At 62.9% G+C, this 12,074-nt stretch carries 11 protein-coding genes; all 11 read left to right on the top strand.

All coding sequences use genetic code 11. The features are described from left to right. The first annotated feature begins 166 nt into the window (after positions 1–166). The 11 genes from JMV54_RS01565 to rbfA all read left to right on the top strand — a co-directional run bounded on the left by JMV54_RS01565 (position 167) and on the right by rbfA (position 12,056). Positions 167–1,195 (top strand): AAA family ATPase, encoded by a 1,029-nt coding sequence (locus JMV54_RS01565; RefSeq protein WP_201517276.1) that lies wholly within the window; start codon positions 167–169, stop codon positions 1,193–1,195. Next, on the top strand, positions 1,195–2,103 hold the full coding sequence (locus tag JMV54_RS01560; RefSeq protein ID WP_201517111.1) for a DUF58 domain-containing protein: 909 nt from the start codon (positions 1,195–1,197) through the stop codon (positions 2,101–2,103). The genes JMV54_RS01565 and JMV54_RS01560 overlap by 1 nt, the downstream gene beginning before the upstream one ends. Next, complete coding sequence (locus JMV54_RS01555; RefSeq protein WP_201517110.1) at positions 2,090–2,623, top strand: hypothetical protein; 534 nt, start codon at positions 2,090–2,092, stop codon at positions 2,621–2,623. The genes JMV54_RS01560 and JMV54_RS01555 overlap by 14 nt, the downstream gene beginning before the upstream one ends. Beyond that, positions 2,614–3,609: a vWA domain-containing protein gene (locus JMV54_RS01550; protein WP_201517109.1), complete on the top strand. Its 996-nt coding sequence runs from the start codon at positions 2,614–2,616 to the stop codon at positions 3,607–3,609. Before JMV54_RS01555 ends, JMV54_RS01550 begins: the two co-directional genes overlap by 10 nt. Beyond that, on the top strand, positions 3,606–4,586 hold the full coding sequence (locus JMV54_RS01545; RefSeq protein WP_201517108.1) for a vWA domain-containing protein: 981 nt from the start codon (positions 3,606–3,608) through the stop codon (positions 4,584–4,586). Before JMV54_RS01550 ends, JMV54_RS01545 begins: the two co-directional genes overlap by 4 nt. Continuing rightward, positions 4,583–5,437, top strand: coding sequence for a hypothetical protein (locus tag JMV54_RS01540; RefSeq protein ID WP_201517107.1), 855 nt, complete (start codon positions 4,583–4,585; stop codon positions 5,435–5,437). The genes JMV54_RS01545 and JMV54_RS01540 overlap by 4 nt, the downstream gene beginning before the upstream one ends. Before the next feature lie 42 nt (positions 5,438–5,479). Next, positions 5,480–7,264: a proline--tRNA ligase gene (locus JMV54_RS01535; RefSeq protein WP_201517106.1), complete on the top strand. Its 1,785-nt coding sequence runs from the start codon at positions 5,480–5,482 to the stop codon at positions 7,262–7,264. 40 nt (positions 7,265–7,304) lie between these two features. Further along, the gene (gene nusA, locus JMV54_RS01530) at positions 7,305–8,309 is read left to right on the top strand and encodes a transcription termination factor NusA (protein WP_201517105.1); all 1,005 of its coding nucleotides are present in this window, start codon (positions 7,305–7,307) and stop codon (positions 8,307–8,309) included. 50 nt (positions 8,310–8,359) lie between these two features. Then, entirely contained in the window at positions 8,360–8,662 is a 303-nt protein-coding gene (locus tag JMV54_RS01525; protein ID WP_201517104.1) for a YlxR family protein, read from the top strand. 75 nt (positions 8,663–8,737) lie between these two features. Further along, positions 8,738–11,632, top strand: a complete 2,895-nt coding sequence (gene infB, locus JMV54_RS01520; protein ID WP_201517103.1) for a translation initiation factor IF-2 — start codon at positions 8,738–8,740, stop codon at positions 11,630–11,632. Then, a complete protein-coding gene (gene rbfA / locus JMV54_RS01515) occupies positions 11,625–12,056 on the top strand; it encodes a 30S ribosome-binding factor RbfA (protein WP_201517102.1) in 432 nt (143 codons plus the stop codon). The genes infB and rbfA overlap by 8 nt, the downstream gene beginning before the upstream one ends. Positions 12,057–12,074 lie beyond the last annotated feature (18 nt).

The raw sequence follows: 12,074 nt of genomic DNA, 5'->3' as shown, positions 1-12,074 counted from the left end.
GGGGTCACCGCCGCCTGCGGGACCGGGGCCGGTGCCGCAGGCGACGGGCGCGCCGCAATTTCAGGGCACATACGGTCAGACATCGCCCGCGCAGCCGGGCTGGGGAAGGCCGCAGCCGGTGCCGCAGCCGACTCAGCAGCCGCAACAGCTAAACCGGCCACTACCGATGCTGCCTCCGCAGCAGCTGGCACAGCCGGATCGGCAGGCAGCGGCCAATTCGCTTAGCGAAGCCGAACTTGCGGAATCGTCCGAAACGATTTCGCGGATTGCCGAGGCCTTCTCGGATCGAGTTGTTGGCCAACGACGACTTGGCGAGTCACTGCTGGTGGGGCTTATTTGCGGTGGCCATGTGCTGCTCGAATCGGTGCCGGGTCTGGCAAAAACTACCGCGGCCGAAACAATTGCCGCGGCCGTTGACGGGAGCTTTAACCGCATCCAGTGCACACCCGACCTGCTGCCGAGCGACATTATTGGCAGTCAGATTTACGATGCCCGCGATGGTGAGTTTCGCACCCAGCTGGGGCCGGTGCACGCAAATATCGTGCTGCTTGACGAGATTAACCGGTCGAGTGCCAAAACTCAGTCGGCGATGCTCGAATCGATGCAGGAGCGGCAAACCACGATCGGTGGTGTGGAATACCCGCTGCCAAAGCCGTTTATGGTGATCGCCACCCAAAACCCGATCGAGCAGGAGGGCACCTATGTGCTTGCCGAGGCGCAGCTCGACCGTTTCATGCTGAAGGACGTGCTCGACTATCCCACGCCCGCTGAAGAAGCCGAGGTGCTGCGACGCATCGATGAGGGACGGTTTGCCACCGAACCAAAACCGGTTGCCACGCTCGACGATGTGCAGCGGCTGCAAGAACTGGTGAAGCGCGTGTATATCGACCCGGCAATCACCGAATACATCGTGTCGATCACCTATGTAACCCGTCACATCGAACAGTATTTGCCGCCAGAGCTTGCCCGCCTGCTCGAGGTTGGGGTGTCACCGCGAGCCGCTATCGCGCTGAGTGCCGGTGCCCGCGCCCTGGCACTGATTGAGGGCAGCGCGCAGGTGCTTCCCGAGCATGTGCGTTCGATAGCGCCGCGAGTGCTTCGGCACCGGCTCGTGCTCAGTTATGAGGCAGCGGCCACGGGCGTGACGGCCGACCACTATGTTGATGCGGTTCTCGGGGCGATCCGGACGCCGTAGTGCCCGTGCAAGCTGAGTCGCAATCGCTGCTGAGCCGTGTGAAATCACGGCTCTATGTGCGTGCCCGCCGTCCGGTGGCGCATCTGCTCGAGGGGCAGTACGCATCGATACATCGCGGCCGCAGCCTAGATTTTGATGATCTGCGTGATTACCAGCCCGGCGATGAGGTTGGCGATATCGACTGGCGAGCCAGCGCCCGCCACAGTGCGATCATGGTGCGTCGCTATGGCGCCGAGCGGCGGCACCGCCTGCTCTTTGCGGTTGCTGGTGGCCGGAATCTCGGTGCGGTATCGGCCGCTGGAGAACGAAAAGCCGATCTTGCGGTCGAGGCCGTGGGTATTTTGGGCTGGCTCGCACTGCAGCACGGCGACGAAGTCGGGGCGCTGGTGGCGGATGCGCGCCGAAACGAACGGTTCCCGTTCCGCGTCGGGGAGGGCGAACTCGAGCGGCTACTGGGACGCATCCACAGCGATGGTGGTTCCGACACCGCCGAAAGCGACCTGCTGGCGCTACTTCGGCAGGTGCGCGACCGCGAACGGCAGCGCTCGCTACTGGTGGTGGTAGCCGATGAGGTGGTTATGAGCAGCGAGCTCGAAGAACTCATTGCCACGCTGTCGTATCAGCATGAACTGCTGTGGGTTGAACTGGCTGATGCGCATCCGATGGGGCTAAAAAACAGTCGCCGGCAGCGGAGTTTTGATGTGGCCGGGTATTGGGCCCTACCTCGGGTGCTGCAGGGCGACACCGAGCTTGCGGCGGCGGTGGTGCGTGCCAGCGACCAGCGTAATGAGCGGCTGCTGCAGCTGCTGCGTCGCGCGGGCGCCTCGTATGCGCGCCTCGAGCTCCGTGACGAGGTGGCGCCAAAACTGCTCGAGATGTTGAGAACGAGGCAGTATGACCGGCACTAGTTTCGTCCTGAACCTGACGCTGGTGCCGCGGCTGAAACCCGATGACGATTGGCCGGCACCGAGCCCGCCGATGCCTCCAACCGGATACTCGCCGGTGTGGTTGCTGCTGGGGCTGCTGTTATTGGCGCTGATCATCGCCTATTTTTTGGTGACCACGCTGCTCACGCGACGGCAAGCACGCGCAGTGCGACAGCATCCCGATGCGCAACCGGCCGATCCCGTTACGCTACAAAGCCAATTGGCCGAGCGTGTGGATGCCCTCGAACAGCGGGCTCGAAACGGCGAGCTCGGTCAGCGCGAAGCCACCGAGGAACTTTCGCGTGCGGTACGAAAATATGTCGCCGTCATAACCGGCATCCCCGCCGACAAGATGACGCTGAGGCAGTTGCAGCAGTCACCGCTGCGGGGCACAGCCGATGCGGTGGCAAAATTTTATCCAGCGGTGTTTGCCGCCGAGCCTCCCGAAAACTTTGATGAGTCGGTGCGAGCCGCCAGGCAGGTGATGTCGGGATGTCACTAGTGCTGTGGTGGGTGCCGATAGTCGTGCTGGTGCTGCTGGTGGCCGTGATCATCAGCCAGCAGCTGTTCAGACCAGGTCACCGAAAAACCGGCACCCCGATCGCCAACTCGGCGCGCCTGACAAGGCTACCCGAGTATGACCGGGCGGTGCGAAAGGCATCCAAACGCGTCTGGTTCGCGCTTATCGCCGCGGTGCTCAGCCTCGTGGTTGCCACAATTGGCGGGGCCCGCTGGGTGTACACAAACGTGGTGACGCCCGAAAAATACAACCGCGATATTGTGCTGTGCCTGGATGTATCGGGATCGATGGTTGATTATGACGCGAAGGTGATCGACCGCTATCTCGAGATGCTGCCAGGCTTCGATGGCGAACGCATGTCGCTGGTGGTGTGGAACTCGTCGGCGGTGCCGATTTTTCCGCTCACTGACGACTACGCATTTGTGAAAGAACAGCTTGAGCAAATGCGTGACGCAATGGAGTCGGGTGGGTATTCCGAGTTCGTCAATGTTGGCACCCTCGAAAAACCCGGCGCTTCGCTCGTGGGCGATGGTCTGGCGTCATGCGTCATGCAGTTTGAGGGGGCGGCGCCGTCTACCGATGAAGAACCGATCGATGACGGCCGCTCGCGGTCGATCATTCTCGCCACCGACAACCAGGTGAATGGGGAACAGACAGTCACGCTTCCCGAAGCGCTGCAATATGCGCGCCACAATTCGATCTCGGTGTACGGGCTCGACGCCAACGAAAACCAGGACGCCTACGCCGAAGAGTATCGAATTTCGCTCGAAAACAATGGCGGCACATATTTCGCGCTCACTGACGGCACCCAGGTCGACACCATCGTCGACACCATCACCTCTGAGCAGACAAGCCTGATTCGCGGCGCTCCGCAGCTGACCATCACCGACCGGCCCGAAGTTTGGCTGTGGCTGCTCCTGGGCGGTACGGCGATCTATTTGACGATGGTCTGGAGGTCGCGACTATGACGCTCAATCCGCTCGTGCATCCGCTACTGCTGCTACTGATCGGCAGCGGTCTGGTGGCGCTGGTGTTGGTCGGGATGCGTGCGGCCCCGAAAGATGGTCGCGGAATGTGGCTCGGGCGGCTGCTGCTGGTGTGCGCGGTGCTGATCGCGGCGCTGCGCCCGGGCGTTGGGTCGGTGGCGACGAATGCCGCGAACACCGAACTCGATGTGGTGTTTGTGGTCGACCTCAGCGGCTCGGCCGGTGCCGAAGACTGGAATGGCAGTGAACCGCGGCTGACCGGGATGCGCAGCGATATTGAACAGCTGGCGCTGCGGCACGCGGGGGCGCGGTTTGCGCTCATCACATTTGATAGCGAAGCCCAGTACCGACTGCCCTTTACCACCGATACGACGGCACTGGCCAAAGCGATGCAATTGGCGCAGCCGCAACCATCCGGTCGCAGTCACGGCTCGTCGATCGGTGCCGGAGCCGAGATGTTGCAGCAGGTGCTCAATAATGCGATCGATTACAACCCGGAACGGATGCGCGTGGTCTACTACCTGGGTGATGGCGAGATCACTTCCGACACCACACCCGAACGGTATCGCGGGTCGGCCGATCTTATCCAGGGCGGCAAGGTGTTTGGTTATGGCACCGAACGCGGTGGCCGGATGCGCGATTCTGATCCCTATAGCGGCGACGAGTACATCCGTGACCGCAGTGGCCAGGAGGGAATCTCGACGATTGATGAGGCGAATCTGCAAGACATTGCCGATGACCTCGGGGTTGAATATCAGCTTCGCGACGCCGATAGTGAACCGGAAGCGGCGGATATTGACCCGGCTCGCGGCGAAGGTGCCACACAGCGCGGGGGAGTGACGACGTTCCCGATTTACTGGGTGTTTGCACTGGTGGCAGCCGGCTGGATGCTCGTTGAATGTGGTTGGTTGGTGCGGCAGCAGCGCGAACTTGCGGCGGCGAAGGTGGTGTCGGAATGAGTCGCAAAAATATGGCCGAGCAGACTGACCGGAGCGAGCAGACTGACCGGAGCGAGCAGACTGACCAGACCGCGCAGGCCGAGTTCGATCGTCGCGTGGCGGCGCTCACGAAGCTGCGCGAAAGCGATGCTGACCGCCGAGAGCGCCTGCTGGCAGCAGAACGTCGTCGCCGGCGTCAGCGGCGCATTTTTGTGCTCGTGGCGGTGCCGTTGGCCATCGTGATGGGGCTTATCGGATGCAAGCTGATTGCGCAGCATATCGCCGCGAGTGTGGTGACCGGTCAGTACGCCGATGGCAACTTTGAGGGCGCGCTCAACACCTCCTCGCAGCTGCACTGGCTCAATATCGTTGAGACCTGGAAGGCCGACTACAACACCGGGACGAGTCTGTTGGCGGCGGAAGCCTACGATGAGGCTCGCGCGGCATTCGAGAGTGCACTCGGTCTGGCGCAGCCGCGAGAACAGTGCCCAATTCGGGCAAATCTGGCGATCACCATCGAGTCTCAGGGCGACGATGCCTATTTCAAGTCGGATTTTGAAAACGCGCACGCGCACTATGTCGAAGCGCTCAAGGTGATCACCGAAGCCGACCCCACCTGTGCCGACTCGTCCGCGACCGGATCACTGCGCGAGAGCGAGCCGCGCATCCGCGAAAAAATTCGCCGCCTCGAACAGCAGTCGCCACCCCAGCCGCAGCCGGAAGAGGACGGCGGCAAAGACAAGCGGCAACCCGGTGACCCGAACCCCGATGCGCTCGACGAGATCGAACAAGACCTCGAAGACAATCGCGATCAGCGTGAGGATGAGCTCGACGGCAATCGCTTTGGGGGCGGAGCCGACAAACCCTGGTAGCGGTTACGGTGACCACTCATCGCTGCGGGTAGCATTACACCCGTGATTGAACGTCTTTCTACGCTGTTCGTGCGCACACTGCGCGATGACCCTGCCGATGCCGAAGTTTCGAGCCACAAATTGCTCGTACGTGCCGGATACATCCGTCGCCAAGCACCGGGCGTGTTCGCCTGGCTGCCGCTGGGATTGCGGGTGCGGCGCAAGGTCGAGCAGATCGTGCGCGAAGAGATGACCGCCGCCGGCGCCCAAGAGATGCTTTTCCCTGCGCTGCTGCCAGCCGAACTGTATGAGGCCACCGGGCGTCTGGACGACTATGGCGACGGCATGTTCCGGCTCACCGATCGCAAGGATGTGCCGATGGTGCTCGCACCAACCCACGAAGAAGCGTTCACATCGGTGGTGAAAGACCTCTATTCGTCGTACAAAGACCTGCCGCTGACGATCTATCAGATTCAAGATAAATATCGCGATGAAGCTCGGCCGCGTGCCGGTATTTTGCGCGGCCGCGAATTCACGATGAAGGATGCGTACTCGTTCGACTACTCGGATGAGGGACTCGACGAGAGCTACCAGCGTCAGCGCGACGCCTATGAGCGCATCTTCACCCGGCTCGGGCTCGAATACGTCATTGTGGCCGCCGACTCGGGCGCTATGGGCGGATCGAAGTCGGAGGAGTTCCTGCACCCCACCCCGGTTGGTGAAGATATCTTTGTGCGTAGCGCAGACGGTAGCTATGCCGCCAATGTTGAGGCCTACACCGCCACTCCGGCGCCGGCTCGAGACGCCAGTGGGGATGCGGCAGCAAATGTGGTGGCGACCCCGGGTGCGGGCACGATCGACTCGCTTGTTGACTGGGCGAACGCTAACCACCCGCACCCCGAGGGGCGCGACTGGGTTGCTGCCGACATGCTGAAGCACATTGTGGTGGCGCTCGTGGATCACGATGGGAACCGTGAGCTCGCCGTGATCGCGCTCGAGGGTGACCGCGAGGTCGATATGAAGCGCCTCGAAGTCGCTTTCCAGCCGCGCGAGGTTGAGCCGGCCAGCGAGGCCGACTTTGCCGCGCATCCCGAAATTGTGAAGGGATTTATCGGACCGTGGCGTGATGGGGAGCAGTTTTTTGGTGCCGAGTCGATCACCGGTATCCCGTATTTTGTTGATTCGCGCATCGGTGAGGGATCGAACTGGATCGTCGGCGCCAACCGCGTCGATCACCACGTTGCTTCGCTGGTGCTCGGCCGCGATTTCAGCTGCGATGGCCGTATTGAAGCCGCCGAAGTGCGTGATGGCGACCCGGCTCCCGGCGGGGCAGGGTCGATCACCACGCAGCGCGGCACCGAGATCGGTCACGTGTTCCAGCTGGGGCGCAAGTATGCCGAGGCACTCGGGCTGAAGGTGCTCGACCCCAATGGCAAGCTCGTCACGGTGACGATGGGTTCATACGGAATCGGTGTTACCCGCAACCTGGCGCTGATCGCCGAACAGAACCACGACGACCGCGGCCTTATCTGGCCCGAGTCGGTGGCACCGTTCGACGTGCAAATTGTTGCGACCGGTAAGGGTGATGAGCCGTTCGAGCTCGCTGAAAAACTGGCTGCTGAAGCGGATGCAGCCGGGCTCGAGGTGCTCGTAGACGATCGAGTCAAAACCTCACCCGGCGTGAAGTTCGGCGATGCCGAGCTGCTGGGCATGCCGTGGATCATCATCGCCGGTAAGAAGGCCGGCGAGGGAATTGTTGAGCTTTGGAACCGGCGCACTAACGAGCGCACCGAAATGCCCGCTGATGAGGCAATCGCGGCACTGCTCGAGCGACGTCAGGTAGCATAGGCGGTTCACAACAAACATATTTGAATAGGGGAGCGAACACATGAAGATCGATCTCGCAGTGCTGCGGCTGCTTGAGGCAGAGCGGGAAATCCCCCAGGCCGAGCTGGCCGGCATTATTGAACAGGCCATCCTGACGGCCTACCAGAAGCACGCCACCCAGGAACTCGGCATTGAGCCGCCAAAGGGTGCGCGCGTCCAGCTCGACCGGCAGACCGGTGAGATCAATGTGCTCGTTCCTGAACTCGACGATGAGGGCAACGTCATCGGTGAGGCGATCGAGCATCCCGAAGATTTCGGCCGCATCGCTGCGACGGCAGCCAAACAGGTCATCACTCAGCGGATGCGCGATATCGGCGACGACCGCGTGTTCGGTGAGTTTCGGGCTCGTGAGGGCGACATCGTTGCCGGTGTTGTTCAGCAGGGGCCGAACCCGAACATGATTCACGTTGATTTCGGTACCGTCGAGGGTATTTTGCCGCCCGAAGAGCAGGTGCCGGGCGAGACCTATCCGCACGGGCACCGGATGCGGGTTTTTATCACCAAGGTCGAGCGTGGTACCGGTAAGCGCGGTCCGCAGATCACCGTGTCGCGCACGCACCCGGCGCTGGTGCGCAAACTTTTCGAGCTGGAGGTGCCGGAAATCTCCAGCGGGCTGGTCGAAATCGTGTCGGTAGCCCGCGAAGCCGGGCACCGCAGCAAAATTGCGGTGCGCGCCAACCAGCCGGGTATTAATGCCAAGGGTGCCTGCATTGGCGAGCTCGGCGCTCGAGTGCGCGCGGTTACGAACGAACTCGCGGGTGAAAAAATCGACATTGTCGACTACAGCCCCGATCTGGCCACATTTGTGGCCAGCGCGCTCAGTCCCGCAAAGGTGTCGAGTGCGTTCGTGCTCGATGAGAAGGCGAAGGCGGTTCGCGCGCTCGTTCCCGATTTTCAGCTCTCGCTGGCGATCGGCAAGGAGGGGCAGAACGCCCGCCTGGCCGCCAAACTGACCGGTGCGCGCATCGATATTCAGCCCGACAGCATCCTCGAAGACGACGAATAACTCGACCGCGACCGCCCGGTGTCCGGAAATATCCAGCACCGAGGGGTAGTATGGGTCAGGTGCGAACGTGTATTGGATGCCGATCGTGCGCCCCAAGATCTGCACTCACACGAGTGGTGGTGGCCGAAAATCGGCTGGTGATAGACACATCGGCCTCGGCTCCGGGACGAGGCGCCTGGTTGCATCCGTCCGCGGATTGCGCGAGAGCCGCACTTGAAAAGCGTGCCTGGCGGCGTGCTTTGCGAGTGAATACTCTCGACGATCACGAACTGCGTGCGTACATCAGTCAACTGTCGTCGGAATCAGCCGACGACGCGACAGCAAAGGTTGAACGGACCATGGACAAGTCATGAGTGGCTCACGATGAGACACAACCGACGTTAAACGGTCTGCTCCCCACCGGGGATCAGACCCGGTGAAGGAGAACAGTGGCAAAACCACGCGTACATGAGATCGCCGCCGAGATGGGCGTCGAATCGAAAGTCGCCCTGCAAACGCTGCAGGAGATGGGCGAGTTTGTAAAAACCGCATCTTCCAGCGTTGAGCCGCCCGTCGCGCGTCGACTGCGCGACGAGCTCGCGAAGCGTGCGGCACAGGCAGACGGCGATGCAGCAGGCGAGAAGCCCGCTGCCAAACCCGCCGCCAAATCGGCGACCCCCGCAGCTAAACCGGCCGCTAAGCCCGGCGCTACTGGAGCGGCGAAAAAGCCCGCAGCGGGCAAGACCACAAAGCCTGCGGCCCCGAAACCGGCTCCGCGCTCGGGCGTGAAACCCACCCCGACCCCCGGTGCCCGGCCGCAGCGCTCGGGTGTGAAGCCCACCCCGACCCCCGGCCCGAAGCCCGGACGCGGTGCGGCACCCCGACCCACTCGTTCGGGAGTAACCCCCACGCCCACCCCGGCAGAACCGAAACCGGCGGCGAAGCCCGCCGCTAAGCCTGCGCCTGCAGCACCGAAGCCGGATGCTGCACCGAAGGCGGCAGCAGCGCCCAAGGCCGACGCACCGAAACCGGGTGCAGCTCCGAAGCCCGGTGCGCCCAAGCCCGGCGCCGGTGGCGCACCCAAGCCCGGCCCCAACAACATGCCCCGGCCGCGCGGCCCGCGCCCGGGTAATAACCCCTTCTCGAGCAAGCAGGCCTCGCCGCGTCCGGGCAATAACCCGTTCAGCGCGAAGCCCGGTAACCGCGGTGGCAATCGCCCCCGCCCCGGGATGCACACGGCCGGGTTGCAGGCTCCGCGTCCGGGTCAGCCGCGAGTGCTGCCCGGTGAAAAGCCGCAGCACGCCGGTCGCCCAGGTGGCGGCGGTCGTGGCCGCGGAGGTGGCCCCGGCGGTCCCGGTGGTTTCGGCGGCCGTCCGGGCGGTCGTCCCGGTGGCGGCGGCGGACGTCGCGGCGGCACCGCGGGTGCCTTCGGTCGCGGCGGCGGTAAGTCGAAGTCGCGCAAGTCGAAGCGGGCGAAACGCGCCGAGTACGAGATGCGGGAAGCGCCGACCATCGGCGGTGTGAAAGTTCCACACGGTGATGGTGAGACGCGCATCCGGCTGCGTCGCGGCGCATCGATCGCCGACTTTGCCGACAAAATTGATGCTTCGCCCGGCGACCTCGTGACGGTGCTTTTCCACCTTGGTGAGATGGCAACGGCTACCGAATCGCTCGACGAAGCAACTTTTGAGGTGCTGGGTGAAGAGCTCGGCTACCGTATCGAGATCGTTTCGCCCGAGGACGAAGACCGCGAACTGCTCGAACAGTTTGACATCGACCTCGAGGCAGAAGAGGTCGAAGACGAAGAAGACATGGAGCCCCGTCCGCCAGTGGTCACCGTCATGGGTCACGTCGACCACGGTAAGACCGCGCTGCTGGATGCAATCCGTCGCGCTGACGTGGGTGCCAGTGAAGCTGGCGGCATTACCCAGCACATCGGTGCCTACCAGGTCACCGGGATGCACGAGGGCGTCCGCCGCGCGATCACCTTCATCGACACCCCCGGTCACGAGGCGTTTACCGCCATGCGTGCCCGCGGTGCCAATGTCACTGACATCGCGATCCTCGTGGTCGCCGCCGATGACGGCATCATGCCGCAGACCATTGAGGCGTTGAACCACGCCCAGGCGGCCGGCGTGCCGATCGTGGTTGCGGTCAACAAGATCGATGTTGACGGCGCCAACCCGCAGAAGGTGCGCTCACAGCTGACCGAGTATGGCCTGGTGGCCGAAGACTACGGTGGCGACACCATGTTCGTGGATGTTTCGGCCAAGAAGGGCGAAAACATCTCCGAGCTGATCGACGCCGTGCTGCTCACCGCTGATGCCGCGCTCGAGCTGGAAGCCAACCCCAACCGTGACGCTCGCGGTACCGCTATCGAAGCGAAACTCGACCGCGGTCGCGGCTCGGTGGCAACCGTGCTCATCCAGTCGGGTACGCTGCGTGTTGGCGACTCGATCGTGGCCGGCACCGCCTACGGTCGCGTGCGTGCAATGCTCGACGAAAACGGTAATGACGTTACCGAAGCCGGTCCGTCGCGTCCGGTGCAGGTGCAGGGGCTCAGCTCGGTGCCGCGCGCCGGTGACACGTTTATCGTGACCGAGGACGACCGTACGGCTCGCCAGATCGCTGAAAAACGTGAGGCGGCCGAGCGTAACGCCCAGCTGGCGAAGGCTCGCAAGCGGATGTCGCTGGAAGACTTCACTCGTGCGCTCGAAGAGGGCAAGGTGCAGTCACTCAACCTCATTCTCAAGGGCGATGTTTCGGGTGCTGTCGAAGCGCTCGAAGACTCACTGCTCAAGATCGAAATCGACGAGTCGGTACAGCTGCGCATCATTCACCGCGCGGTGGGTGCGATCTCCGAGTCGGATGTGTCGCTCGCCACTGTCGACAACGCCGTGATCATCGGCTTCAACGTGCGCCCCGACGCCAAGGCTCGCGAGCGTGCAGCCCGCGAGGGCGTCGACATCCGGTTCTACTCGGTCATCTACCAGGCGATCGAAGACATTGAGAAGTCGCTGCGCGGCATGCTCGAACCGGAGTACGAGGAAGTCCAGTCGGGTGTTGCCGAGATCCGTGAGATCTTCCGCTCGTCGAAGTGGGGCAATATCGCCGGCTGTATGGTGCAGTCGGGCACGATCACCCGCAACGCCAAGGCCCGCATCATTCGCGAGGGCGTCGTGGTGGCAGATGGCCTGGCCATCGAATCACTGCGCCGCTTCAAGGACGATGTCACCGAGGTCCGGGAGGGCTTCGAGTGTGGTATCGGCCTCGGCAAATTCGACGATATTCAGATCGGCGACGAGATCGAAACGATTGAGATGGTAGAGAAGCCCCGTGACTGAAAATCCACGCGCAGCTCGACTCGCTGAACGCATCCACGTGCTGGTGGCAAAAACTCTTGAGCGGGGAGTAAAAGACCCGCGCCTGGGCTTTGTCACCGTCACGGATGTGCGAGTCACCGGTGATCTGCAGCACGCCACGATCTTCTACACGGTCTATGGCACCGAAGAAGAACGAAAGGGCACCGCTGCGGCGCTCAAGTCGGCAACGGGCATGATCCGGTCGGAAATCGGCCGGCAGCTCAACACCCGGCTCACTCCCAGCATCGAATTTGTCCTCGACGCACTTCCCGAAAACGCTGGCCGCATTGATGACCTGCTCGCGCAGGCACGTGAGGCCGACGAACGGGTCGCCCGCGAACGCGAGGGGAAGTCGTTTGCCGGCGAGGCCGACCCCTACCGCGATAGCGAATCAGCAGCCGAATAGCGGCGCTGAACCCACGGC

Source organism: Gulosibacter hominis, from assembly GCF_904842695.1.
Taxonomy (GTDB): Bacteria; Actinomycetota; Actinomycetes; order Actinomycetales; family Microbacteriaceae; genus Gulosibacter; species Gulosibacter hominis.
This window is presented reverse-complemented; position numbering and strand designations above follow the sequence as displayed.